The organism is Allobosea sp. NPDC055353 (assembly GCF_053644975.1).
Genome location: NZ_JBSHMC010000002.1, coordinates 869,594 through 893,819, shown reverse-complemented (window position 1 = coordinate 893,819; position 24,226 = coordinate 869,594). Strand labels below are relative to the sequence as shown.

Annotated in this window: 21 protein-coding genes; 11 read left to right on the top strand and 10 right to left on the bottom strand. The window is 67.1% G+C overall.

Translation table 11 applies throughout. The features are described from left to right. Positions 1-43: 43 nt before the first annotated feature. The 5 genes from ACWIEX_RS17635 to ACWIEX_RS17615 all read right to left on the bottom strand — a co-directional run bounded on the left by ACWIEX_RS17635 (position 44) and on the right by ACWIEX_RS17615 (position 7,070). Complete coding sequence (locus tag ACWIEX_RS17635) at positions 44-1,978, bottom strand: bifunctional 5-dehydro-2-deoxygluconokinase/5-dehydro-2-deoxyphosphogluconate aldolase (RefSeq protein WP_454034283.1); 1,935 nt, start codon at positions 1,976-1,978, stop codon at positions 44-46. 106 nt (positions 1,979-2,084) lie between these two features. Further along, complete coding sequence (locus ACWIEX_RS17630) at positions 2,085-2,954, bottom strand: MurR/RpiR family transcriptional regulator (protein WP_454034282.1); 870 nt, start codon at positions 2,952-2,954, stop codon at positions 2,085-2,087. 211 nt (positions 2,955-3,165) lie between these two features. Continuing rightward, on the bottom strand, positions 3,166-3,969 hold the full coding sequence (locus tag ACWIEX_RS17625) for an SDR family NAD(P)-dependent oxidoreductase (protein ID WP_454034281.1): 804 nt from the start codon (positions 3,967-3,969) through the stop codon (positions 3,166-3,168). Positions 3,970-4,127: 158 nt separating this feature from the next. Further along, positions 4,128-5,147 carry a TRAP transporter substrate-binding protein gene (locus tag ACWIEX_RS17620; RefSeq protein WP_454034280.1) on the bottom strand — a complete coding sequence of 340 codons (1,020 nt, stop codon included), beginning with the start codon at positions 5,145-5,147 and terminating at the stop codon, positions 4,128-4,130. Between the two features lie 54 nt (positions 5,148-5,201). Then, positions 5,202-7,070 (bottom strand): TRAP transporter large permease, encoded by a 1,869-nt coding sequence (locus ACWIEX_RS17615; RefSeq protein ID WP_454034279.1) that lies wholly within the window; start codon positions 7,068-7,070, stop codon positions 5,202-5,204. Positions 7,071-7,304: 234 nt separating this feature from the next. Between ACWIEX_RS17615 and ACWIEX_RS17610 the strand changes: the two genes are divergently transcribed. From ACWIEX_RS17610 to ACWIEX_RS17600, 3 genes are read left to right on the top strand one after another with little or no spacing between them, the layout of a single operon-like run. Beyond that, positions 7,305-8,192, top strand: a complete 888-nt coding sequence (locus ACWIEX_RS17610) for an IclR family transcriptional regulator (RefSeq protein WP_454034278.1) — start codon at positions 7,305-7,307, stop codon at positions 8,190-8,192. Further along, on the top strand, positions 8,189-9,823 hold the full coding sequence (locus ACWIEX_RS17605; protein WP_454034277.1) for an acyl-CoA synthetase: 1,635 nt from the start codon (positions 8,189-8,191) through the stop codon (positions 9,821-9,823). The genes ACWIEX_RS17610 and ACWIEX_RS17605 overlap by 4 nt, the downstream gene beginning before the upstream one ends. Further along, positions 9,820-10,671, top strand: coding sequence for a PCC domain-containing protein (locus ACWIEX_RS17600; RefSeq protein WP_454034276.1), 852 nt, complete (start codon positions 9,820-9,822; stop codon positions 10,669-10,671). The genes ACWIEX_RS17605 and ACWIEX_RS17600 overlap by 4 nt, the downstream gene beginning before the upstream one ends. 201 nt (positions 10,672-10,872) lie before the next feature. Here the strand turns inward: ACWIEX_RS17600 and ACWIEX_RS17595 are convergent, their stop codons facing one another. After that, a complete protein-coding gene (locus ACWIEX_RS17595; protein ID WP_454034275.1) occupies positions 10,873-12,498 on the bottom strand; it encodes an acyl-CoA synthetase in 1,626 nt (541 codons plus the stop codon). A 120-nt stretch (positions 12,499-12,618) separates the two neighbouring features. On the opposite strand from ACWIEX_RS17595, the gene ACWIEX_RS17590 reads away from it, so the two are divergent. From ACWIEX_RS17590 to ACWIEX_RS17555, 8 genes are all read left to right on the top strand, one after another. Further along, positions 12,619-13,515: a beta-keto acid cleavage family enzyme gene (locus ACWIEX_RS17590; protein ID WP_454034274.1), complete on the top strand. Its 897-nt coding sequence runs from the start codon at positions 12,619-12,621 to the stop codon at positions 13,513-13,515. Then, entirely contained in the window at positions 13,512-14,750 is a 1,239-nt protein-coding gene (pepT, locus tag ACWIEX_RS17585) for a peptidase T (RefSeq protein ID WP_454034273.1), read from the top strand. Before ACWIEX_RS17590 ends, pepT begins: the two co-directional genes overlap by 4 nt. 231 nt (positions 14,751-14,981) lie before the next feature. Continuing rightward, a complete protein-coding gene (locus tag ACWIEX_RS17580; protein WP_454034272.1) occupies positions 14,982-16,349 on the top strand; it encodes an ABC1 kinase family protein in 1,368 nt (455 codons plus the stop codon). 300 nt (positions 16,350-16,649) lie between these two features. Further along, positions 16,650-16,934 carry an aa3-type cytochrome c oxidase subunit IV gene (locus ACWIEX_RS17575; RefSeq protein ID WP_454034271.1) on the top strand — a complete coding sequence of 95 codons (285 nt, stop codon included), beginning with the start codon at positions 16,650-16,652 and terminating at the stop codon, positions 16,932-16,934. A gap of 37 nt (positions 16,935-16,971) precedes the next feature. Beyond that, positions 16,972-18,111 (top strand): Re/Si-specific NAD(P)(+) transhydrogenase subunit alpha, encoded by a 1,140-nt coding sequence (locus ACWIEX_RS17570; RefSeq protein ID WP_454034270.1) that lies wholly within the window; start codon positions 16,972-16,974, stop codon positions 18,109-18,111. 17 nt (positions 18,112-18,128) lie between these two features. Next, the gene (locus tag ACWIEX_RS17565; RefSeq protein ID WP_061969903.1) at positions 18,129-18,563 is read left to right on the top strand and encodes an NAD(P) transhydrogenase subunit alpha part 2; all 435 of its coding nucleotides are present in this window, start codon (positions 18,129-18,131) and stop codon (positions 18,561-18,563) included. Between the two features lie 5 nt (positions 18,564-18,568). After that, positions 18,569-19,975, top strand: a complete 1,407-nt coding sequence (locus ACWIEX_RS17560) for an NAD(P)(+) transhydrogenase (Re/Si-specific) subunit beta (RefSeq protein ID WP_454034269.1) — start codon at positions 18,569-18,571, stop codon at positions 19,973-19,975. A 79-nt stretch (positions 19,976-20,054) separates the two neighbouring features. After that, a complete protein-coding gene (locus ACWIEX_RS17555; protein WP_454034268.1) occupies positions 20,055-20,927 on the top strand; it encodes an alpha/beta hydrolase in 873 nt (290 codons plus the stop codon). Between the two features lie 18 nt (positions 20,928-20,945). Here the strand turns inward: ACWIEX_RS17555 and ACWIEX_RS17550 are convergent, their stop codons facing one another. The 4 genes from ACWIEX_RS17550 to purE form a co-directional block, all read right to left on the bottom strand. Continuing rightward, positions 20,946-21,800 carry a tetratricopeptide repeat protein gene (locus tag ACWIEX_RS17550; protein ID WP_454034267.1) on the bottom strand — a complete coding sequence of 285 codons (855 nt, stop codon included), beginning with the start codon at positions 21,798-21,800 and terminating at the stop codon, positions 20,946-20,948. A gap of 343 nt (positions 21,801-22,143) precedes the next feature. Then, positions 22,144-22,377, bottom strand: a complete 234-nt coding sequence (rpsU, locus tag ACWIEX_RS17545; protein ID WP_454034266.1) for a 30S ribosomal protein S21 — start codon at positions 22,375-22,377, stop codon at positions 22,144-22,146. A gap of 170 nt (positions 22,378-22,547) precedes the next feature. Continuing rightward, positions 22,548-23,654 (bottom strand): 5-(carboxyamino)imidazole ribonucleotide synthase, encoded by a 1,107-nt coding sequence (locus ACWIEX_RS17540; RefSeq protein ID WP_454034265.1) that lies wholly within the window; start codon positions 23,652-23,654, stop codon positions 22,548-22,550. Further along, a complete protein-coding gene (gene purE, locus ACWIEX_RS17535) occupies positions 23,651-24,151 on the bottom strand; it encodes a 5-(carboxyamino)imidazole ribonucleotide mutase (RefSeq protein WP_454034264.1) in 501 nt (166 codons plus the stop codon). Before purE ends, ACWIEX_RS17540 begins: the two co-directional genes overlap by 4 nt. Positions 24,152-24,226 lie beyond the last annotated feature (75 nt).

Below are 24,226 nucleotides of genomic sequence, written 5' to 3'. Positions count from 1 at the left end.
GCGCGTCCCGGAATGACAGAGGTCGCTCTCGGCAGGACACGATCTATGCCGCCTTGCGGCCGCGCGTGGCAAGCCAGAGGCCGGTCAGCGCGTCGAAACGCCCCGCCATGTCGGCGATCGCCGCCTCGTCGTCGAGCTTGCCAGAAAGCCAGCCTTCGGCCGCGCTCATGAAGATGGTGCGGCCGACGGCGAAGCCCTTGACGATCGGGCTCGATGCCGTGGCGGCGAAGCCTGCTTCCAGCTCTTCGGCGGGCGCGTCGAGTCCGAGCAGCAGCACGCCGCGGCACCAGGGATCATGCTTCGCGATAGTCTGCTCGATCGCGGCCCAGGCGGCGGGCGACGATTGCGGCTCCAGTTTCCACCAGTCCGGCTTGATGCCGAGCGCGTAGATCTCCTCCAGCGCGCGGGCGATGGTGTCGGGGCCGAGCGGGCCGTTCTTGCTGGCAATGATCTCGATCAGCACTTCGCGGCCGACCTTGCGCGCCGCCTCGAACAGGCCGCGCAGCTTCTCCTGCTGCTCGCGCTTCAGGTCTTCGGGGTCGTCCGGGTGATAGAAGCAGAGCGCCTTGATGCAGTGATCGACCGGCCATTCCGGCAGCAGCGAGCCGATATCCTGACTGGTCTCGAAGCGCAGCGGGCGCGAGCCCGGCAACTCGACCGGGCGGCCGAGCCAGGCGAAGGGATGGCGGGCGAATTCGAACATCGCTTCGCGGCCATGTTTCTCGTCGAGCAGCATGCCGTAGCCGGGGCGGCCATTCGCGACGCGGGCGGCGGCCTTCACCGCCAGCACCTTGAAATCGCCGATGCGGGCGGGGTTTGTGCCGAGCTTCGCGGCGAGCTCTTCGAGCTGCGAGCGATGATCGCAGGCGAGCGCCATCAGCGAGGGGATGTCGCGTCGGCGCGTCGTCGCCCAGTGGATGTGGTTGATCTCCGCGTCCTTGCGCAGAGCGCGGTGCGGGCTGCCCTCTTTCAGGAAATATTGCAGCTCCTCGAAAGTCGGGCTTTCCGGCGAGCAGAGCAGGCGCGAGACGGCGAAGGCGCCGCAGGCATTGGCCCAGGTCGCGGCGGTCTGGAGGCTTTCGCCGCCAAGCCAGCCGCGCAGGAAGCCGGACATGAAGGCGTCGCCGGCGCCGAGCACATTATAAACCTCGATCGGGAAGCCCTTGCCGACGATGCCGTCTTCGAGATCGTCGGGGATCGCGCTGTCATAGACGATGCAGCCCATCGGGCCGCGCTTGAGGACGATGGTCGCGGGGGTGAGCGAGCGGATGGTCCTCAACGCTGGCAAAAGTTCGCTTTCGCCGGAGGCGATCAGCACTTCCTCTTCCGTGCCGATGATGAGGTCGCAGCCGGGGAGGACCGTCTTCATCCGCTCGGAGACGGCCTGCGAGGCGATGTAGCGGTTGTCGCCGGCATCATGACCGGCGAGGCCCCAGAGATTGGGGCGGTAATCGATGTCGAGCACGACCCTGCCGCCGTTCCCGCGCATCAGCTTCATCGCCTTGCGCTGGGCGGCTTCGGGGCCGGGGCGGGCGAAATGCGTGCCGGTGACGACGACGGCGCGGGCCTTCGCGATGAAGGCGGGGTCGATATCGCCTTCCTCCAGCGCCATGTCGGCGCAGTTCTCGCGGTAGAACAGCAGCGGGAAGGACTTGTCGCTCTCGACCGAGAGGATGGCGAGCGCGGTCAGGCGCTCGGGGTCGGTCTTGAGCCCGTCGAGATTGACGCCCTCGCGGGCGAATTGCTCGCGCAGGAAGCGGCCGAACTGCTCGTTGCCGACGCGGGTGAGCAGAGCCGAGCGCAGGCCGAGCCGGGCGGTGCCGATCGCGATATTGGCGGGGCAACCGCCGACCGATTTGGCGAAGGAGGTGACATCCTCCAGCCGCGAGCCGATCTGCTGACCGTAAAGATCGACCGAGGCGCGGCCGATGGTGATGACGTCGAGCGCCTGCGCCGATCCGCCGAGCGGTCCCGCCATGTCTTCCTCCCGGCAGCGATGATCATCGAAGCCGAACGGCTCCGGTTGCGGGAATGAAATAATAATTCCATCAATTCGTCAATGCGGAATGTATATTCCTAAAGCTTTAGGCATGCCCGCCACGGCGACCCCTGCCGCGTCCGGCCCGGCGGGCCTCGCCGACGCCGACGGCGAGCGCCATCGAGAGCGCCATGGTCGAGGCCAGGGTGCGGAACCCGCCGAAATCCGCCTCGGCGACTTCGAACCAGAGCTTGGCGATGCTGGCGAGCGGAGAGAAGGCGCTGTCGGTGATGGCGACGAGCGGCACGCCGCGTTCCGCGAGGCCGCGCGCATCCTCGACCGTCGCGGGCGCATAGGGTGAGAAGCTGATGACGAGGACGGCATCCTTCGGCGTGGCGAAGGCGATCATTTCCGGATCGAGGCCGGCGGCCGACTCGACGAGCTGGTTGCGGACTTCGAGCTTGCCGAGCGCATAGGCGAGATAGCTCGCCACCGGATAGGAGCGGCGCCGGGCGAGGATATAGATCGTCTCGGCGCGGGCGAGCACATCGATCGCGCGATCGAGCGTGGCTTCGTCGAGCGTGCGGCTCATCACGTCCAGCGACTTGCGCGAGGCGGTCAGGAAGCCGTCGAGGATGCGGTGGTTGCCGGCCGCGGTGCCATCGCCGACGCGCAGCGTGTTGAGGCGTTCCTCGTAGCTGGAATTGCGCTCGCGCAGGCGTGCACGGAAGACGCCCTGCAGGCTGGTGAAACCGTCGAAGCCGAGATGTTGGGCGAAGCGGATCAGCGTGGAGGGCTGGACGCCGGCCGAGACCGCGATGCTGGCGGCGGTGCCGAAGGCGATCTCGTCGGGATTGTCGAGGGCGTAGGCTGCGATCTGGGCGATGCGCTTGGGCAGGCTTTCGCGCTGAGCGAGGATCGATGCGCGCAGTTCGTCGAAGTCGCGCGGCAGCTCCGCAACGGCGGTTTCGCTCATCCTGGATTCCCGTTGCCGTCCCTGTTGTCGACAGTTCTGGCAGCGAAGCGGAAATGGAGCAAGCGTTCCAGGGGAGGAATGAACGCTCGACGGTTGGGCGTTAACACCAACCGTCATTGCGAGGAGCGTAGCGACGAAGCAATCCAGGGGGACCGGGCGGAAGCGTTCAACCCAGTCCCCCTGGATTGCTTCGCTACGCTCGCAATGACGGTTAGCCCAGCGGCGCGGTCGTGCAGCTCTGGCCGCCATCGACCGGCAGGCAGACGCCGGTAATGAACTTCGCCTCGTCGGAGGCGAGGAAGATTGCGGCGTTGGCGATGTCCCAGGCGGTGCCCATCTTGCCCAGCGGCACCTGCGCGTCGCGGGCCGCGACCATCTCCTCGACCGAGGCGTATTGCGAGGAGATCTGCTTGTAGATCAGCGGCGTGTCGATCAGGCCGGGCATGATGCAGTTCGCGCGGATGCCCTGCCTCGCATATTGCATCGCTAGCGCGACCGTCGCCTGGTTCACCGCCGCCTTGGTCGCGTAATAGGCGAAGTACGGATAGCCGGTCCAGCGGATCGCTGCGAGCGAGGAGATGTTGACGATGGCGCCGCCACCACTTTTCAGCATCTCCGGAATGGCGGCCTTGGCGCAGCGATAGACCGAGCCGAGATTGAGCTGGAGCGAGGCCTGGAACTGCTCCTCGGAGAGCTCGACCGGCCCGCCCATATGGGTGACGCCGACATTGTTGTGGAGGATGTCGAGCCGACCGAAATGCTTCACGGTCGCGGCGACGCAGGCCTCGACCGAGGCGAGATCGGTGACATTGGCGGCAAGCGCGAGTGCCCTGCCGCCTTCGCCGGCGATGATCGCGGCGGTCTCTTCGGCGGCCTCCAGGTTCAGGTCGATGCAGGCGACGCCGGCGCCCTCGCGTGCATAGGCCACGGCCGCGGCCTTGCCGTTGCCCCAGCCGGGGCCGGAGGAGCCGGCGCCGAAGACGATGGCGATCTTGCCCTTCAGCCGGTCGGCCATGGTGTTCAATCTCTTGCTATCAGAAACATGCGCGGGTCATCCCGGACAAGCAGCGAAGCCGCGTTGATCCGGGATCCATTCCTGAGCCGTTCCGGAATGGATCCCGGGTCTCCGCTTCGCTTAAGCCCGGGATGACCCGCGTGGGTGATTTAGGCCGATCAGCTCAGCGAGCTGCCGACGGCCTTCTCCAGGATCGCCCAGGCCTCGTCGCCGTACTTCTTCTTCCACTCGGCGTAGAAGCCGGCCTTGCGCAGGGCTTCGCGGAAGGCGTCGGCCTTGGTCTCGTTGGCGACCATGCCCTTGGCGACGAGTTCGCCCTGCACGTTGGCATTGAGCTTGGCGACGTCGTCACGCTCGAGCAGCGCGGCGGCGTTGATGTTCTTGGCGACGATGGCGCGCAGATCTTCCGGCAGCCTCTCCCAGGCGCGGCGGTTGGCCAGGAACCAGAAGCCGTCCCACATGTGGTTGGTCAGGGAGAGGTATTTCTGCACCTCGAAGAGCTTGGCGGTCGAGATGATCGCGAGCGGGTTCTCCTGGCCGTCGACGATCTTGGTCTGCAGCGCGGTGTAGACCTCGGCGAAGTTGATCGAGGCCGGTGCCGACTGGAAGGCGGTGAACATCGAGGTCCAGAGCGGCGAGACCGGCACGCGGATCTTGAAGCCCTTGAGGTCGTCGGGCGTGTTGATCGGGCCCTTGGACGAGGTGATCTGGCGGAAGCCGTTATCCCAGATCTTGTCCATGACGACGAGGTTGGCCTTGTTGATCTGGCCGCGGACGTAAGCGCCGAGCTCGCCGTCCATCGCCTTCCAGACCGCGTCATAGTTCGGGAAGGCGAAGCCGATGCCCGAGAGCGAGGCGTTGGCGACCAGCGTCGACAGGATCAGCGGCGAGAGCGTGAAGAATTCGACGCCGCCCGAGCGGACCTGGCTCAACATGTCGGTGTCGGAGCCGAGCTGGTTGTTCGGGAAGATCTGGATGTCGACGCGGCCCTTGGTCTCTTCCTTGATCTTGGCCACGGCCTCGTTGGCGCGCGTGTTCATCGGATGCGCGACGGGCAGGTTGTTGGCGTATTTATAGGTGAACTCGGCAGCCTGCGCGTTGGCGCGGCCGATATGGAAGGTGCCGATGGCGGAAGCGGCGGCTGTCGCCTGGAGCAGGGTGCGGCGCGAGATGGTCATGGGCGTTTTCTCCTTGAGAATATCTGGTTTCTTGCTGGTTTCTTGTTGTGAGCTTCACAGCACCCAGGTCGAGAGGCCGGGCACGAGGGCGATGACGACGAGGCCGATGATCAGGGCGAAGATATAGGGCCAGACGGCGCCCATCGCCTCGTCCGGCGAGACGTTGCCGATCTTGCAGGCGATGTAGAAGCCGATGCCGATCGGCGGCGCCATCAGGCCGATATTCATCGCGGTGACCACGACCATCGAATAATGCACGTCGTTGATGCCGAGGTTCTTGGCGATCGGGAACATCAGTGGCGCCATCAGCACGATCGCCGGCAGGCCTTCCAGCACGCAGCCGAGGATCATGAAGACGACGATGGTGACCGCCATGAAGGTGAGCCAGCCGCCGGGCAGGTTCGCCATGAAGACCGCGAGGTCGCGGGCGAACCCGGTCTGGGTCAGGGCCCAGGCCATGGCGAGCGCTGTGCCGAGAATGACCAGGATCGCGCCGGAAAGCGCCGCCGTCTCGACCAGCATCTGGTAGAACTTGCGCGGGCTGATGCCGCCATAGAGCACGATGCCGATGATGAGCGCATAGAGCACCGCGATGGTCGAGACCTCGGTCGCGGTGGCGACGCCGCCGCCGACCGCGGCGCGGATGATGAAGGGCAGGACCAGCGCCGGCGCGGCGACGAGCGCCACCTTGCCGATCACCGCGAGGGGCGCGCGGCGCACGCCCTTCATGTCCTCCGCCGCCGCCTTCCAGCGAGCGAGGCCGGCGAGCGCGACCAAGAGCACGCCGGCGATGACGAAGCCCGCGTTGAACAGCCCCGCAATCGAGACGCCGGCGACGGAGCCGAGCACGATCAGCACGATCGAGGGCGGCACCGTGTCGGCCATGGCGGCGCCGGTCGAAAGCAGCGCGATCAGGTCCTTGGGCTTGTAGCCGCGCCGCTTCATCTCCGGGAACAGCGCCGGCGCGACCGTCGCCATGTCCGAGACCTTCGAGCCCGAAATCCCCGAGACGAGATAGAGCGAGCCGAGCAGCACATAAGACATGCCGGCGCGGACATGGCCGAGCAGGGAGGCGAGGAAATCGACGATCGCCTTGCCCATGCCGGTGGCGTCGAGGACGCAGCCGAGCAGCACGAAGATCGGCACCGAGAGCAGGATGAGGCTCGACATGCCCTCGTCCATGCGCCCGATCATGACGATGGTCGGCACGCTGGTCGAGAAGGCGAGGAAGGCGAGCGTGCCCAGCCCGAAGCAGAAGGCGATCGGGACGCCGGCAACGAGGCAGGCGGCGACGACGCCGAGCAGGAAGATCAGGATGTTGTAGTAGCCGAGCCCCTTCAGCGTCGGCCCGAGCAGCCAGAAGGCGAGGCCGAACCCGCCGACGACCAGCACCGCCGCGGCGATGTCGACGAGGCGCGCGGTCTTGAAGATATAGCGCAGGGTGAGCAGCAGCATCAGCACGATGCCGACGGCCAGCGCCGAGACCCGCCAGCTGACGGGGATGTTGAGCGCGGCCGAGGTGACGTAGCTCTCTTCCACCGCGTAATCGATGGCCGGATGGACCATCGCGGCCAGGAAGGCGGCAACGGCGACGAGCGCCAGCGTCTCGACGAATTCGCGCAGCCGCGGCGGCATCATGCCGACGAACAGCGACAATCGCAGGTGCTCGTTGCGGTCGACGGCGATGGCGGCGCCGAGCATGGCGAGCCAGATGAAGGCGATCGAGGCGACCTCGTCGACCCAGACGAAGGGCAGCGAGAAGACGTAGCGCGAGACGACGCCAAGCAGCAGCACGCCGATGATGAAGGCGACCAGCACCGCGGCAATGGCCTCGACCGGGCGCATGATCGGCGAGCCGGGACGTGCGTCCTCGTTCTCGCTGAGGTTCTCAGGGATTTTCAGGGTATCGATGACATCGACCATGCGGCGGCCTCAGGTGCCGGTCGCCGGACGCAAAGCGCCCGCTATGCAGGATGCCCTGGGGGCCATCGTTCCGTTCCTCCCTCCGCGCCGATCTTGTTGGGTCGTCGGCGTCGCTTGTGGTCCACACTGTGAATAGCCGGGCAGCGGGACGGCAGGCAGATTACACAAGGGAAGCGGCATTGCAATCCGCAAAGCGCCCATCTACGGTTGGAGAACAAGAACAAGGTCCATATCATGGACTGTGTGGAGGAGCGCTTGCCGCCAAATTCCGCGCCCGAAGCCGGGCTGTCCGGCTCGCAGAGCGTCGACCGCGCGCTCGGGCTGCTCTCGCTGATCGGGCGGGAGCCGGCCGAGGGGTTGCCGCTTGGCGAGATCGTTTCCGGCAGCGGGCTCAACAAGCCGACGACGCGACGCCTCCTGCTGGCGCTGATGCGGGCCGGGCTGGTCGAGCAGGAGCCGCAGACGCGGCGTTATTGCCTGGGCGAGGAGGCCTTCGTGCTCGGCGTGCTGGCCGCGCGGCGCCATAGCCTGCTCGAGATCACAATGGAGGGCCTGCGCCGGCTTTCGGCCGAGACGCAGGATACGAGCTTCCTCACCGTCCGGCGCGAGAACTACGCGATCTGCCTGCATCGGGAGGAGGGGACCTATCCGGTCCGCACGCACGCGCTGCAGGCCGGCGACCAGCACCCGCTCGGTGTCGGTGCGGGCTCCCTCGCCATGCTGGCGGCCCTGCCGGACGACGATGTGGACCGGGTCATCGCCGCCAATGAGGCGGCGCTGCTGGCGCGCTATCCAGGCTTCGCGCCGGAGGCTTTGCGGGCCGATGTCGCCGGGACGCGTGCGCGCGGTTTTTCGCTCAATCCCGGCCGGCTCGTCGCCAGCTCATGGGGCATCGGCCGGTCCTTCCGCTACCCGGACGGGCGGGTCGCAGGGGCGCTGTCGATCGCCGCGATCGACAGCCGGATGGTGCCGGCCCGGCAGGCGGAGCTTTCGCTCCTGCTGGGGCGCGAGGCCGAGCGGCTGGAAGCGCTGCTCAAGCAGATGTTCGTATCCAAGCGGGCTGTGCGGCCAATCGTGGCCGCCGCACCGCGTTCCATCGAGACAGGGAGAGCCGCAAGATGAGCTCTGCAAAACCAGCCCCGACCGGGGGCGTCGTGCCGATGACGCGGCGTGTGATGAACCTCGCCCATATCGCGACGCAAAATGCCCGGCGCCTGCCCGCGCATCCCGCCTTCATCTGGGGCGAGAAGACGCTCGACTGGGCCGAGATCGATGCGCAGGTTTCGGCGTTGGCCGCAGGTTTGAAGGCGCGCGGCATCGGCAAGGGCGACCGCCTGCTCGTCCATTCCAAGAACTGCGACGCGATGTTCGTCTCGATGTTCGCGACCTTCCGGCTCGGCGCCGTCTGGGTGCCGACGAATTTCCGCCTGCTGCCGGACGAGGTCGCCTATCTCGCCACGGCTTCCGGCGCGAAGGGCTTCCTCTGCCATGGCGATTTCCCGGAGCATGCGGCGGCAGTGGCAGCCGCAAATCCGGCCCCGGGCTTCACCTGGCGGATCGGGGAGGGCGCTTTCGGCGAAGACGAGGTCGGCGCCGTGATCGCGCGCCATCGCGGCGAAAAGGTCGAGAACGCCGCGGTCGAGCACGACGATCCCTGCTGGTTCTTCTTCACCTCCGGCACGACCGGGCGCTCGAAGGCGGCGGTGCTGACCCATGGCCAGATGGGCTTCGTCATCACCAACCATCTCTGCGATCTCGTGCCCGGCTCGACCGAGAAGGATGCCTCGCTGGTGGTGGCGCCGCTCTCGCATGGCGCGGGCGTGCACCAATTGATGATCTCGGCGCGTGGCGCGACCTCGATCCTGCTGCCGACGGAGCGCTTCGATATCGACGAGGCCTATCGGCTGATCGCGAAGCACCGCATCAGCAACATCTTCACCGTGCCGACGATCCTGAAGATGCTGGTCGAGCATCCCGCCGCCGACAGCCATGATCATTCCAGTCTGCGCTACATCATCTATGCGGGCGCGCCGATGTACCGCGAGGACCAGAAGGCGGCGCTCAAGAAGCTCGGCAAGGTGATCGTGCAGTATTTCGGGCTGGGCGAGGTGACCGGCAACATCACCGTGCTGCCGCCGGCCCTGCACGAGGCCGAGGACGGCCCGAACGCCCGCATCGGTACCTGCGGCTTCGAGCGCACGGGCATGCAGGTGCAGATTCAGGACGACGAGGGGAGAGAGGTCGAGCCGGGCGTGCAGGGCGAGATCTGCGTGATCGGGCCGGCCGTTTTCGCCGGCTATTACGACAACCCGGAAGCCAACGCGAAATCCTTCCGCAACGGCTGGTTCCGCACCGGCGATCTCGGCCATATGGACGAACAGAGCTTCGTCTACATCACCGGCCGCGCCTCGGACATGTACATCTCCGGCGGCTCGAACATCTACCCGCGTGAGATCGAGGAGAAGATCCTGACCCATCCCGCGATCGCCGAGGTCGCGGTGCTCGGCGTGCCTGATCCTGTCTGGGGCGAGATCGGCATCGCGGTCTGCGTCAACCGGCCGGGCCAGCATGCGACCGAAGGCGAGATCGCGGATTTCCTCGGGCCGAAGATCGCCCGCTACAAGATGCCGAAGCGCTTCCTGTTCTGGGAGGCCCTGCCGAAATCGGGCTATGGCAAGGTGCCGAAACGCCTCGTCAAGGACGAGCTGGAGAAGCGCGGCGAACTCGATTTCCTCAAGGGGAAGGCATCGTGAGGCGGATCGAGCAGCCCGGCACCGGCACGCCCGAGCGCATCCAGTGGGTGGAATGCGGCGGGCGAGCCTTCTCGCTGACGCTGCCCGCTGGCGTGCCGTTGCTGGAGGCGGTGAGGAGTGGCTTCGCGGCCGAGGGGTTCGCCTCGGGCGTGGTGAAGCTCGACGGGCTGAAGCTCGCGCCCTTCGCCTATGTGATGCCGGCTCTCTCCAAGACGCCGGAGCATGCCGCCTTCTACAGCGATACGTATCGGCCTGAGGGCGGGGCGCGGATCGAGGTCGGCGCGATGACCTTCGGCCAGCGCGATGGTGCGCCGTTCTTTCACGCGCATGCGTTGTGGGTTGAGGGCGGTGGCAAGCGCAGCGGCGGCCATATTCTGCCGGATGAGACGGTGGTTGCCGAGACGATCACGCTGCAGGCCGTCGGGCTCGATGGTGCGGCTTTCACGGCCGAGCCGGATAGCGAGACGCATTTCAAGCTGTTCGGGCCGGTGGCGGCGGCGTCTGATGGCGCCAGGGAAGGCCGGTTCTTCGCGCTGCGCGTGAAGCCGAATGTGGATTTCTGCGGAGCGCTGGAAGCGTTCTGCGCCGAGCGCGGCATCCGCGAGGCGGTGATCCATGGTGGTGTAGGCTCGACCATCGGGGCGCGGTTCGTCGATGGCGGCGTGGTCGAGAATTTCGCGACGGAGGTTGCCATTACCGAAGGGCGTATCGCTTCTGGTGCCGCCGGATTCGCAGCGACGATCGATGTCGCGCTTGTCGACTATAGCAGCGCGCTGGCGAGCGGGCGCTTGGTTCGGGGCGATAACCCGGTGCTGATGACCTTCGAGCTGGTGCTGGAGGCGCGCTGACGCCTTTCAGGACCCGCGGGGAACCCTCTCCCAGAGGGAGAGGGCAGGGTGAGGGGTAGGCCGCTCACCGTGTTTGCCGTGAGGTGGTCGCTGCGCAGCGGCGAGGTCGCAGTTCACTGGTCCAGGGGCCTACACCTCACCCCTACCCCTCTCCTTACAGGAGAGGGGATCCCGCGCTTTGTCTGTTGGCTCATTGCCTTTTCAACTGCCCCGCTGCTTGGCGATCTCCCGGTTCCGCAAATCCTTGCGCATAATCTTGCCGGTCGCGGTCAGGGGTAGTTCCGTCACGAACTCGACCTCGCGCGGATACTGGTAGGCCGCGAGCCGGTCGCGCACGAAGGCCTGGATTTCTGCCGCCAGTTCCGCGGTCGGCGTGACGCCAGGCTTCGGCAGCACGAAGGCCTTCACGATCTCGGTGCGGACCGGATCGGGCACGCCGACGACCGCGACCATCAGCACGGACGGATGGCGGATGATGCAGTCCTCGATATCGCCCGGTCCGATGCGGTAGGAGCCCGACGAGATGATGTCGTCGTCGCGGCCCTGGAACCAGAAATAGCCCTCCTCGTCACGCGCGCCGCTATCGCCGGTGACGAGCCAGTCGCCGATGAATTTCGCCGCCGTGGCTTCGGGCTGGTTCCAGTATTCCAGCATCATCACCGGATCGGGTCGTGCGACCGCGATCAACCCCTGCTCGCCGGCTGGCAGTTCACGGCCTTCGGGTGAGATCACCGCGACGCGGTGGCCGGGCACGGAGCGACCCATCGAACCTGGCTTCACCGGATAGAGACTGGCGCAGTTCGAGACGAGCAGGTTCGCCTCGGTCTGGCCGTAGAATTCGTTGACCGGGAAGCCAAAGGTCTCGCGGCTCCAGTCGAGCATATCGGCGCCGAGCGTCTCGCCGCCCGTGCCGATCGAGCGCATCGCATAGCCGAAGCGCTGGGGATCGCGCACCTGCCGCATCAATTTGAGCGCGGTTGGCGGCAGGAAGGCATTGCGGACCTTGTGCCGTGCGATCAGATCGAATGCGGCCTCGGGGTCGAATTTGCGGGCGCGCGAGGCGAGCACCGGCACGCCGCAATAGAGACTGGGCAGGAGTACGTCGAGCAGACCGCCGATCCAGGCCCAGTCGGCCGGGGTCCAGAACAGATCATGCGCCTGCGGGAAGAATTCCTGCGGCATCTGAACGCCGGGCAGATGGCCGAGCAGGACGCGATGGGCATGCAGCGCGCCCTTCGGCTTACCCGTCGTGCCGGAGGTGTAGATGATCACGGCCGGGTCGTCGGCGCGCGTGTCGGCGGCGGTGAAGCGGTCGGAAGTCTTCGCCATCTCCGCCTCGAAATCGAGATGGCCGGCGCCGCCCACGACGAAGATCTTGCGCAAGTTCGGGAGGGCGTCGCGGATCGCCTCGACCTTGCCGATGTTCTCTGTGTCGGTGACCAGAACGCTGGCGCCGCTATGGCCGAGGCGATGCTCCAGCGCCTCGGGGCCGAACAGGATGAAGAGCGGCAGGGCGATGGCGCCGAGCTTGTAAGCGCCGAGATGGGCGATCGCGGTCTGCGGCGATTGCGGCAGCAGGATGCCGACGCGTTCGCCCGGGCCGATGCCGTGAGCGACGAGCAGATTGGCGAAGCGGTTCGAGGCGCGGGACAGTTCGTCGAAGGAGAGCGTCGCGAGTTTTCCGCCGTCTTCCTCGAAGATCAGCGCCGGTTTGCCGCTGCCGTCGGCATGGGCGTCCGAGCAAGCGGAGCCGATATTGAAGCGCTCCGGGATGCGCCAGGCGAAGGCGTCCAGCGTGTCGCGATAGGTCGCGCGGCGTTCGAGCATGGTGGGCTCCGGTCTTCGCATGCGTTTGTGCCGATCCTGCCCAGCCGACCTGTGGGCTGACAAGCCCGAGCGGAGCAGCTTACGGTTTGCGCAAAATTGCGGAGAAGCGAGGACATGCCCGTGAGCAAGCCGATCTGGGTCGAGGCCGCGATCAACGGCCCCTGGGGCAAGGAGCGCCAGCCCGGCATTCCGATCAGCATCCCCGATATCGTCGCTGATGGCATCGCCGCCGTCGAGGCGGGCGCGGCGATCGTGCATCTGCATGTCTACGACATGGCGACCGGCCGGCAGCGCGACGACTGGCAGCTCTATGCGCGGGCGATCGAGGGCATCCGCGCCAGGGTCGACGCCATCGTCTACCCGACCATCCCGATCCTCGGCTCCGGATACGCCGGCGACATGATCGGTTCCGGCCGCTACACCCATCTCGAGGAGCTGGCGAAGCGCGGGCTTGCCGAATGGGGTGTGCTCGATCCCGGTTCGTGCAACTGGACGACCTTCGCCGGTATCCCGCAGGGCGAGGCCGGCTTCATCTACCAGAATCCCGGCGAGCATATCCGCGAGGGGATGGAGGTGGCCGAACGCCACAAGGTCCATCCGAGCTACGCGATCTACGAGCCGGGCTTCACGCGGCTCGGCGCGGCGCTGGCCAAGGCCTATCCGGGCATGCCGATGCCGATCTACCGATTGATGTTCTCGGATGCCTTCGCCTGGGGCTTTCCGCCGCGCGAATGGGCGCTGGAGGCGCATCTCAAGCTGCTCGCCGAGGATGCGCCGGAGGCGCCGGTGATGATTGCCGGGCTCGGCGTCGATCTCGGCGACCTCATCGGCCCGGCTGTGGCGCGGGGCGTCCATGTCCGCGGCGGGCTGGAGGATGCGCCCTTCGGCTGCGAGAAGACGAATCGTGAATTGATCGCGGAGACCGTCCGCCGGGTCGAGGCTGCCGGCGGGAAGCCGGCGAGCGCGGCCGAGGTGCGGGACTGGCTGTCGCGACTGGCCAAGGGAGAGGCGCGGTGAGCTTGCGCGACAAACTGCTCGAACGGTTCCTGCGCTATGTCGCGATCGAGAGCCAGAGCGACATGAAGGCGACCAGCCTGCCGAGCACGCCGGGTCAGCAGGTTCTGGCGGAACTGCTGGCCGAGGAGCTACGCGCGCTCGGGCTGGAGAATGTCGTCATCGACGACCACGCCACAGTGACGGCGCTCAAGCGCGGCACCAAGCCCGGCGCGCCGCGCATCGGCTTCATCGCCCATGTCGATACGGTCGATGTCGGCCTGTCGCCGGTGATCAAGGCGCAGGTGCTGCGCTTCGAGGGTGAGGATCTCCGCCTCAATGCGGAGAAGGACATCTGGCTGCGCGTTGCCGAGCATCCGGAGATTGTCCCCTACAAGGGCAACGAGATCGTCTTCAGCGACGGCACCAGCGTGCTCGGCGCCGATAACAAGGCGGCGGTCGCGATCGTGATGACGCTGCTGGCGGAGCTGCGCCCCGAGGACGAGCATGGTGACATCCTGGTCGCCTTCGTGCCGGACGAGGAGATCGGCCTGCGCGGCGCCAAGGCGCTCGATCTCGCCCGGTTCGATTGCGATTTCGCCTATACGATCGATAGCTGCGAGGTCGGCGAGGTCGTCTGGGAGAACTTCAACGCCGCCATGGCCGAGATCGCCTTCACCGGCGTCACCGCCCATCCGATGTCGGCAAAGGGCGTGCTGGTGAACCCGATCCTGATGGCGCAGGACTTCATGGCTGCCTTCGACCGGGCGCAGACGCCGGAGAACACGGCCGGCCGCGAGGGCTATACTTGGTTCGTCGAACTCGTCGCCAACGCGGCCGAGGCGGTGCTGCGGGCCAATATCCGCGATTTCGACAAGGCGTCCTTCGAAGCCCGCAAGCGGCGGATCGGCGAGGTCGCGGCCGAGATCGCAAAGCGCTATCCGACCGGGCGCGTCTCCTCCGACGTGAGCGATGTCTACGGCAATATCGCCGACAGCCTGGGCGAGGACCGGCGCTCGGTCGATCTCTTGATGACGGCGCTGGCCGAATTGCAGATCGCGCCGAAGCGGATCCCGATGCGGGGCGGCACGGACGGGGCGGCGCTCTCGGCGCGCGGGTTGCCGACGCCGAACTTCTTCACCGGCGCGCATAATTTCCACTCGCGCTTCGAATTCCTGCCGCTGCCGGCCTTCGAGACCTCCTATGAGGTGGCGCGGCGGATCTGCCTGCTGGCGGGGCAGGGCGGGACCGCCGCCTAGCGCCGTAAGGTTGTCATTCCGGGGCGCCCGAAGGGCGAACCCGGAACCCACGACGGGGTGGGACGCTTTGTATGGCGCTATGCAGGCCGCTTCGCTCAGTCGTGGGTTCCGGGTTCTTCGCTGTGCGAAGCCCCGGAATGACAAGGAAGTGCCTGGCGCGGCTTGTCGCATTGGCGTGCGGCCTGACGCTGCCTACATGACGAGGACAGGAACAGCGAAAGCGCGATACGCATGTCCGAACGCGACGCCGAAGCCAACCGATTCTCCGCCCGCGCCGCGCGTTATGCCCGCGTCGGCGCCAATGTCGGCGGAGTGGCGGCCCGGATGGCCGGCGCCAGGCTGTTCGGGGTCGAGGGGCGCGACGCCTCCAATGCCGAGGCGCTGGCCAAGGCGCTGGGCGGGCTGAAGGGCCCGATCATGAAGGTGGCACAGCTCGTCGCCACCATTCCCGATGTGGTGCCACCGGAATACGCCGCCGAACTGCAGAAGCTGCAATCGCAGGCGCCGCCGATGGGCGCGGCCTTCGTCAAGCGCCGGATGATGGCTGAACTCGGCGCGAGCTGGCGCGAGCGCTTCGGGGAGTTCGACCTGAAGCCGGCGGCGGCGGCGTCGCTGGGGCAGGTCCATCGCGCGACGACGCTGGATGGCGCGGCGCTTGCCTGCAAGCTGCAATATCCCGACATGGAATCGGCTGTCGAAGCCGATATCGCGCAGCTCGAGGTGCTGTTCTCGCTGCATCGGCGCATGGGCGCGGTGATCGACACCACCGAGATCGCCAAGGAAATCGGCGCCCGCGTCCGCGAGGAGCTCGACTACCGGCGCGAGGCCAGGCATGCCGCGCTCTATCAGGCCATCCTCGCCGACACCCCGCAGGTCCGCGTGCCGGCTGTCGAGGCCGGGCTCTCGACCGGGCGGCTTCTCACCATGCACTGGCTCGAAGGCAGCCCGATCCTCTCGCACAAGCAGGACGGGCAGGCGGTGCGCGACCGGATTTCGACCGCGATGTTCACGGCCTGGTGGCGCCCGTTCAGCCATCACGGCGTCATCCATGGCGATCCGCATCTCGGGAACTACACCGTGTTCTCGGAGGGCGGCGAGCCGCAGGGAATCAACCTGCTCGACTATGGCTGCATCCGCATCTTCCCGCAGAGCTTCGTCGGCGGCGTCGTCGATCTCTACAAGGGCCTGCGCGACGGCGAGGAGGCCCGCGTCGTCCACGCCTATGAGACCTGGGGCTTCAAGGGACTGACGAAAGATCTCGTCGACACCCTGAACATCTGGGCGCGCTTCATCTATGGGCCGCTGCTGGAGGACCGGATCAGGCGCATCGCCGAGGATGTCAGCCCGGCCGAATACGGGCGCAAGCAGGCTTTCCAGATGCATCAGGCTCTGAAGGCGCGCGGGCCGGTGACGGTGCCGCGCGAATTCGTCTTCATGGACCGCGCCGCGATCGGGCTCGGCGGCGTCTTCCTGCATCTCGACGCCGAGCTGAATTTCCACCGGTTGTTCGAGGCGGAGATCGAGGGATTTTCGGTCGAGCGCGTCGCGGCGCAACAGGGGGCGGCGCTGACGGCTGCGGGGTTGAAGCCGGCGGCATAAGGCGCTCAGTCGCCCTCCGCCTCCGTGAAACAGGGGACGCCGATACCGTCGCTCCGATCCGACGGGCTGCGATGCCATGCTCCCGGCTGCTGCCGAGTGACGTAATCGTTCTCAAAACCGGCCGATAACGAGAATAATTCCCTATTTAAATCGATTGAATTGCTCCGCGCCGTCCGCTAGAGAATGGTCGTGCAAGGTTGTGACCGCATGCTCCACGGTTGCAGCAAGCTGCCGCGTTGCCCGTCCGCCGCGGGTGCGCTACAGGCTTAAAGAGACTGTGTCTTTTTCAGGATCGAGACCATGGCCGACCACGCCCATCACGCCGACGCCCCCGCGATGGACTATCCCGAGCATGAGCGGACTTATGCCGGCTTCGTGCATTTCGCCGAGGTGGCGACCGTCGCCTCGCTCGCCATCGTCGCGGCGCTCGCCGTCGGCGGCACCAAGCATGCCTGGGGCACGGCACTGATCGGCACGCTTCTTGCTGTCATCGGAACGGGCGTCGGCATCGCCGCCCCGTCGATCTCCTGGCGCGCGCCTCTCGTCTCGCTCGTGCTGATGCTGCTCGCGCTCGTCCTGCTCTGACCGTCTCCCCATAACGCCGGAAAGGCCTTTCCCCGCCATGCGCATTGCTGTCCCAGCCGAAACGCAAGGGGCGGAAACCCGCGTCGCAGCGACGCCGGAGACCGTCCGCAAGTTCAACGGCCTCGGTGCCGAGGTCGTGGTCGAGACCGGGGCGGGCAAAGCCTCCGGCATCCTCGATGCGGACTATGAGGCAGCAGGGGCGACGATCGCGAAAACGGCAGCGGAAGCGCTGGCCGGCGCAGCTATCGTGCTGAAGGTGCGGCGTCCGTCCGAGAGCGAGATCGCCGGCCTGCCGGCTGGTGCGCTCGTCGTCGCGACGATGGACCCCTATGGCAACGAGGCGCAGGTCGCCGCGCTGGCCAAGGCCAATGTCGCCGCCTTCGCCATGGAGTTCATGCCGCGCATCACCCGTGCGCAGGTGATGGACGTGCTGTCCTCGCAGGCTAATCTCGCGGGCTATCGCGCCGTGATCGACGGTGCCGCCGAATACGGCCGGGCGCTGCCGATGATGATGACGGCGGCGGGCACCGTGCCGGCTGCGAAGATCTTCGTGATGGGCGTCGGCGTCGCCGGCCTGCAGGCGATCGCGACCGCGCGGCGCCTCGGTGCGATCGTCACCGCGACCGACGTGCGCCCCGCCACCAAGGAACAGGTCGAATCGCTCGGCGCCAAATTCCTCGCCGTCGAGGACGAGGAGTTCAAGCAGGCGCAGACCGCCGGCGGCTACGCCAAGGAGATGTCCGCGGAATACCAGGCGAAGCAGGCCGAACTCACCGCCAGCCATATCGCCAAGCAGGACATCGTCATCACCACCGCGCTGATCCCGGGGCGGCCTGCGCCGAAGCTGATCTCGGCCGCGATGGTCGAGAGCATGAAGCCCGGCTCCGTGATCGTCGATCTCGCGGTCGAGCGCGGCGGCAATTGCGAGCTGGCCAACCCGGGCGAGGTTGTGACCACCGGGAACGGCGTCAAGATCGTCGGGCATCTCAACGTGCCCGGCCGCCTGCCCGCGACCTCCTCCTCGCTCTACGCCAAGAACCTCTTCGCCTTCGTCGAGACACTGATCGACAAGGCCGAGAAGAAGCTCGCGGTGAACTGGGACGACGAGCTGGTCAAGGCGACCGCCTTGACCAAGGACGGCGCCGTCATCCACCCGAATTTCGCAGCCAAGGCCTGAGCGAAGGAATTCCGACCATGGCAACTCCCTCCACCGAACAGGCTCTCGAACAGGCCCGCAACGCGGCGGCCCTTGCCAAACAGGCGGCCGAGCTCGCCGAGCGCTACGCCGACCAGGCCGCGGCCGCAGCCAGCATCGCGACCGGCGGCGTCGACCCGACGGTCTACCGCCTCGCGATCTTCGTCCTCGCAGTCTTCGTCGGCTACTACGTCGTCTGGTCGGTGACGCCGGCGCTGCACACGCCGCTGATGTCGGTCACCAACGCGATCTCGTCCGTCATCGTCGTCGGCGCCTTGCTGGCGGTCGGCGTCGAGACCCTGCCGACGCTCGGTGACGGGCCGATCTGGGCCAAGGTCTTCGGCTTCCTCGCGCTGGTCCTCGCCTCGGTGAATATCTTCGGCGGCTTCCTCGTCACCGAGCGGATGCTCGCGATGTACAAGAAGAAGGGCTGATCGCCATGGCCGCGAACCTCTCAGCCCTGCTCTACGTCGTCTCCGGCGTCCTCTTCATCATGGCCCTGCGCGGCCTGTCGCATCCGACGACCTCGCGACAGGGCAACCGCTACGGCATGATCGGCATGGCGATCGCCATCGTCACGACCGTGGTGTTCTTCCCGCCGTCGGGCTTCTCGGGCTGGCTGCTCGTCATCATCGGCATCGCCATCGGCGGCGGTATCGGCGCGGTCATGGCCAAGCGCGTGCAGATGACGCAGATGCCGCAGCTCGTCGCCTTCTTCCACTCGCTGGTCGGTCTTGCCGCGGTGCTGGTGGCGGCGGCGGCGCTCTATGCGCCGGAGGCCTTCGGCATCGGCCATGCCGGCTCGATCAAGGGCGCGAGCCTGTTCGAGATGGCGCTCGGCGTCGCGATCGGCGCGGTCACCTTCACCGGCTCGATCATCGCCTTCCTCAAGCTCGATGGGCGGATGAGCGGCAAGCCGATCATGCTGCCGCAGCGCCATGGCATCAATATCGGGCTCGGCATCGCGCTCGTGGTGCTGCTGGCGATCTTCATCAAGAGCGAGAGCCACACCGTCTTCTGGCTGATCGTCGCGGTCTCGCTGGTGCTCGGCGTGCTGCTGATCATCCCGATCGGCGGCGCCGACATGCCGGTCGTCGTCTCGATGCTGAACTCCTATTCCGGCTGGGCCGCCGCCGGCATCGGCTTCACGCTCGGCAACATGGCGCTGATCATCACCGGCGCGCTGGTCGGCTCGTCCGGCGCGATCCTGTCCTACATCATGTGCAAGGCGATGAACCGGAGCTTCGTCTCCGTCATCCTCGGCGGCTTCGGCGGCGATGACGCTGCGGCCGGCGCCGGCGGCGCGGTCGAGGCCCGGCCGGTCAAGCAGGGTTCGCCCGACGACGCCGCCTACATCATGAAGAATGCCGGCAAGGTCATCATCGTGCCCGGCTACGGCATGGCGGTGGCACAGGCGCAGCACACGCTGCGCGAGATGGCCGACCTGCTCAAGAAGGAAGGAGTCGAGGTCAAATACGCCATCCACCCGGTGGCGGGCCGCATGCCCGGCCATATGAACGTGCTGCTGGCCGAGGCCAACGTGCCCTATGACGAGGTTTTCGAGCTCGAGGACATCAACTCGGAATTCGGCCAGGCCGACGTCGCCTTCGTCATCGGCGCCAACGACGTCACCAACCCGGCCGCCAAGACCGACAAGTCCTCGCCGATCTACGGCATGCCGATCCTCGATGTCGAGAAGGCCAAGACCGTGCTCTTCATCAAGCGCGGCATGGCGGCGGGCTATGCCGGCGTCGAGAACGAGCTGTTCTTCCGCCCCAACACCATGATGCTGTTCGGCGACGCCAAGAAGGTCACCGACGCCATCGTCAAGGCGATGGCGCACTGACGCGCCGAGCCGTCATCGGATTGCTGCAAAGGGCCGGCTTGATCGCCGGCCCTTTCGTTTCCGGAACCTGCATCGCGCGATGATCCGGCGTCTGCTGAAACTGCTGCTGTTGCTGGGGCTGGCGGGCTACTTCGCCGGGCTGGGCATGCTCTATCTGCGCCAGCGCGAGATGATGTATCCGCGCGATCCGGCGAAGGCGGATATCGGTGCGGCCCGGCTGGCCGCCGCCGAGGAAGTCAGCGTGGCTACGGCCGATGGCGAGAAGCTCGTCGCCTGGGTGGTGCCGCCGCGCGCCGGCAAGCCGGTCCTGCTCTATTTCCACGGCAATGCCGGCAATCTCGGGCGTGCCGGGCGGGTCGAACGCTTCCGGGGGCTCACGGAGGACGGCACGGGCCTGTTCGCGATCAGCTATCGCGGCTATGGCGGCTCCTCCGGCACTCCGAGCGAAGAGGGGCTGCTGCAGGACGCGCGGGGGGCCTATGGCGCTGCCGCGGCGCGGTTCGGAGCCGGCAGGCTGGCCGGGTACGGCGAGTCGCTGGGCACCGGCGTGGTGCTGAAGCTTGCGGCAGAGGTGCCGCTCCAGGCCGTGGTGCTGGAGGCGCCCTATCGTTCGACGCTGGCTGTGGCGCAGGGTCTGTATCCCTATCTGCCGCTCAGCCTGGTGATGAAGGACCAGTTCCGCTCGGATGAGATCATCGCCCGGGTCCGGGCGCCGCTGCTCGTGCTGCATGGCGAGCGCGACCAGGTCATTCCCTTCGCGCAGGGCCGGCAGCTTTACGCGCTTGCGAACGAACCCAAGCGCTTCCTGGGCTTTACCGCGGGGCGGCACGCCGATCTGCCGCGCTACGGATCGATCGGCGAGATCAGGCGTTTCCTGGCCGATGCCGTCTCAGGCGGCGTCGGCGGGGCGGAAAGCCGCATGATCGGGGAGGGAGTCGGCGCGCGGCCCTGATGTGCGCCCGATGCTCCGTCAGCTCCGGAAGAAGCCGCCGCCACCGCCGCCGAGGCGCGAGGAGCCGGCGCGGGCCTGGGCATTGTTGCCGTCGATGGACAGCGCGCGCTGATAGGCTTCGGAGGCTTCGGCCTTCTTGCCGAGCTTCTCGAAGGCGAAACCGCGGCCGGCCCAGGCATTGGCATTGCGGTTGTCGACGTTGAGGGCGGCCGTGAAGTCCTCCAGCGCCGAATCGTACTTGCCGAGTGCGTTCAGGCTCTGTCCGCGCGCGATATAGGGCGGGGCGGTGTAGGGATTGCGGTCGATCACCGAGTCGAAATCAGTGACGGCATGCTGGTGTTGGCCTTCCTTCTGGTAGACGAGGCCGCGGGCATGGAAGGCTTCCGCCGATTCGGGATTGAGCCGGATCGCGGTGTTGAGATCGGCCAGCGCCTGCTGGCTGTTGCCCTGCGCGCGCAGCAGGTTGGCGCGGGCGATATAGGCCGGCGCATAATTCGCATTGGCGGTGGTGGCGCGGTTGAAATCGGCGAGCGCCGAATCGGCGCGGCCGCTCTGGCGCAGCGCGAGGCCGCGATTCGTATAGGCGGAAGCGAGGTTTGGATCGATCTGCACGGCCTTGGTGAAGTCCGAGATCGCATCCGAGAAGCGGCCGACGCGGGCATAGGCCGCGCCGCGGGTGTTGTAGGCGCCAGGGTCGTTCGGATTGCGCGAGATGACCTCGCTCAGCGAGCCGATATTGACGCTGGCGTCGGCGGCGTCGCGCGTGTCGAGCTCTGCGACGGCGGGCTGTGAACCGAGATTGGAGACGGTGTCGCAACCCGCCAGGACCAGCGCCATGCCGGCTGCGGCCAACCAGTAATTGCTTCGGATCATGCTCTGCCTCATCGGTTTTCGTGCTTCGCTTGCCGCGATGCCCTCGTTCCGGAGGATGCCCGGCTTCCGGATCGCCATGCGTCCTGCCGGGCGCAAAGTGACGAACCGGCTCATTGTTCCAGCACCGGATTTGCTCGAAAAGCGGATTTCACTTTTCGGTCCGGTGCAAGCCGTCGCGGCGTGGTCGCGCTCCCTGGCCGGCAGCGCCCTCTCGGAGAAGACGCCCGAAATCCGCCAAAACTTGGTTAACGTCGCTCAAATAACAACGCGCCCGGAGCAAGCTCCAGGCGCAATCGCTATCGGCCCTGTCATGGCGCCGCCCAAAAAGGGCGGCCAGAAGGTCTCAGGGGCGCTTGGGCTTCGCCGGCGCGGGCAGGAGGCCTTCGCGCTGGAGCTTCTTGCGCTGGAGCTTGCGGGCGCGGCGCACGGCCTCGGCCTCTTCGCGAGCGCGCTTCTCGGAAGGCTTCTCGTAGTGGCCACGAAGCTTCATCTCACGGAAGATGCCCTCGCGCTGCATCTTCTTCTTGAGGGCGCGGAGCGCCTGATCGACATTGTTGTCGCGAACGAGAACCTGCACGTGAAACGTCCGTCCTTAACGGGTTGATCCAAGAATGGAGGCCGGCGGTAAGGCAGAGCCCACCGCGCGAGGATGGGTGCCGATAGCAGAATTCAATTCGGCTGTCCACGCCACTATCCCCTGAAAATGCGGGGCCGGATGCCGTTCGGGAATCGGCTTCGGCCGGGCGCTCAGGCGCGCTCGTCCGTGACCCGTGTGACATGGCCCATCTTGCGGCCCGGACGGGCGTCGCGCTTGCCGTAGAGATGCAGATGCGCGCCGGGCTCGGCCAGCAGCTCGCGCCAGCGCAGCGCGCTCGCGCCGATCAGGTTTTCCATCTCGACGCGGCCGCGCCGGGTGGTGGCGCCGAGCGGGAACCCGCAGACGGCCCGGACATGCTGGTGGAACTGCGAGGTCTGGGCGCCCTCGCTGGTCCAATGCCCGGAATTATGGACGCGCGGGGCGATCTCGTTGACGACGACGCGCTCGCCGAGGTCGCCCTCGGCCTCGAGCACGAACAGTTCCACGGCGAAGACGCCGACATAGCCGAGCGCCTCGCCGATACGGCGGGCGGCATCGATCGCCTGCAGCGCGGCGCCTTCCGAGAGTGACGCCGGCACGCGGGTATAGGCGAGGATGTGGTCGCGATGCTCGTTCTCGCAGACGTCGAAGGCGGCGAAGGAGCCGTCGAGCCCGCGCGCGGCGACGACCGAGACCTCGCGCACGAAGGAGACGAAGCCTTCGAGGATCGCGGGAAAGCGCCCGATCGCCTCATGAGCCTGGGCGAGGTCGCTGCCCGGCGCGATCTTGACCTGGCCCTTGCCGTCATAGCCGAAGCGGCGGGTCTTCAGGACCGAGGGGCGGCCGAGTTCGGCGGCGGCGGTTTCGAGATCAGCGAGCGTATCGACGGCCCGGAACGGCGCGACGGAAAGGCCGAGCCCGGAGACGAAGCGCTTCTCGCTGAGCCGGTCCTGGGTCACCGCAAGCGCCCGCGCGCCGGGATGGAGCGGCACGCGCGCGCCAAGGAAGGCGGCGGTCGCTGCGGGTACGTTCTCGAACTCGTAGGTGACGACGTCGACGGCATCGGCGAAGCGGGCGAGCGCCTCCTGGTCCTCATAGTCCGCGACGGTGTGGCGCGCCGCCACGTCGAAGGCCGGGCTGTCGGTCTCGGGCGCGAAGATATGGCAGCGGATGCCGAGATCGGCGGCGGCGAGCGCCATCATCCGGGCGAGCTGGCCGCCGCCGAGGATGCCGAGCATGGCGCCAGGCGCAAGGCCGGTGGGAACGGGAGGATTCATGCGTCGTCCCGGCTGGGGCGCTCGGCGATGCCGGCGCTCTGGCGGGCGCGGTAGGCATCGAGGCGTTCGGCGAGCGCCTGATCGGAAAGGGCGAGCACGGCTGCAGCAAGGAGGGCGGCGTTGACGGCGCCGGCGCGGCCGATGGCAAGCGTGCCGACCGGGATGCCGGCCGGCATCTGGACGATCGAGAGCAGGCTGTCCTGGCCCGAGAGGGCCTTGGATTCGACGGGCACGCCGAAAACCGGCAGTGGCGTCAGCGAGGCCGTCATGCCCGGCAGATGCGCCGCGCCGCCGGCACCGGCGATGACCACCTTGAAGCCTTCGGCCTTCGCGCCCTTGGCGAAGTCGAAGAGCCGCTCGGGCGTGCGATGAGCCGAGACGATGCGGGCCTCATAGGGGATGGCGAGCGTGTCGAGCGCCTCTGCGGCATGACGCATCGTCGCCCAGTCGGACTGGCTGCCCATGATGATGGCGACGGGTGGGCTGCTGGCTGCCATGGAATGCGCTCGGGCTCGGCTCCGGAAGCGCGCGATCTAGACCGGTCGATGCCGGGGAAGCAAGGGCGAATCGGC

Excerpts from the sequence above, each read along its gene's own strand:
- ACWIEX_RS17540 (WP_454034265.1), bottom strand. The coding sequence starts at position 23,654 with ATGAATCCTCCCGTTCCCACCGGCCTTGCGCCTGGCGCCATGCTCGGC.
- ACWIEX_RS17580 (WP_454034272.1), top strand. The coding sequence starts at position 14,982 with ATGTCCGAACGCGACGCCGAAGCCAACCGATTCTCCGCCCGCGCCGCG.
- ACWIEX_RS17615 (WP_454034279.1), bottom strand. The coding sequence starts at position 7,070 with ATGGTCGATGTCATCGATACCCTGAAAATCCCTGAGAACCTCAGCGAG.
- ACWIEX_RS17575 (WP_454034271.1), top strand. The coding sequence starts at position 16,650 with ATGGCCGACCACGCCCATCACGCCGACGCCCCCGCGATGGACTATCCC.
- ACWIEX_RS17565 (WP_061969903.1), top strand. The coding sequence starts at position 18,129 with ATGGCAACTCCCTCCACCGAACAGGCTCTCGAACAGGCCCGCAACGCG.
- ACWIEX_RS17570 (WP_454034270.1), top strand. The coding sequence starts at position 16,972 with ATGCGCATTGCTGTCCCAGCCGAAACGCAAGGGGCGGAAACCCGCGTC.
- ACWIEX_RS17605 (WP_454034277.1), top strand. The coding sequence starts at position 8,189 with ATGAGCTCTGCAAAACCAGCCCCGACCGGGGGCGTCGTGCCGATGACG.
- ACWIEX_RS17610 (WP_454034278.1), top strand. The coding sequence starts at position 7,305 with ATGGACTGTGTGGAGGAGCGCTTGCCGCCAAATTCCGCGCCCGAAGCC.
- ACWIEX_RS17635 (WP_454034283.1), bottom strand. The coding sequence starts at position 1,978 with ATGGCGGGACCGCTCGGCGGATCGGCGCAGGCGCTCGACGTCATCACC.
- ACWIEX_RS17550 (WP_454034267.1), bottom strand. The coding sequence starts at position 21,800 with ATGATCCGAAGCAATTACTGGTTGGCCGCAGCCGGCATGGCGCTGGTC.
- ACWIEX_RS17620 (WP_454034280.1), bottom strand. The coding sequence starts at position 5,147 with ATGACCATCTCGCGCCGCACCCTGCTCCAGGCGACAGCCGCCGCTTCC.
- ACWIEX_RS17595 (WP_454034275.1), bottom strand. The coding sequence starts at position 12,498 with ATGCTCGAACGCCGCGCGACCTATCGCGACACGCTGGACGCCTTCGCC.
- ACWIEX_RS17630 (WP_454034282.1), bottom strand. The coding sequence starts at position 2,954 with ATGAGCGAAACCGCCGTTGCGGAGCTGCCGCGCGACTTCGACGAACTG.
- ACWIEX_RS17555 (WP_454034268.1), top strand. The coding sequence starts at position 20,055 with ATGATCCGGCGTCTGCTGAAACTGCTGCTGTTGCTGGGGCTGGCGGGC.
- purE (WP_454034264.1), bottom strand. The coding sequence starts at position 24,151 with ATGGCAGCCAGCAGCCCACCCGTCGCCATCATCATGGGCAGCCAGTCC.
- ACWIEX_RS17625 (WP_454034281.1), bottom strand. The coding sequence starts at position 3,969 with ATGGCCGACCGGCTGAAGGGCAAGATCGCCATCGTCTTCGGCGCCGGC.
- ACWIEX_RS17560 (WP_454034269.1), top strand. The coding sequence starts at position 18,569 with ATGGCCGCGAACCTCTCAGCCCTGCTCTACGTCGTCTCCGGCGTCCTC.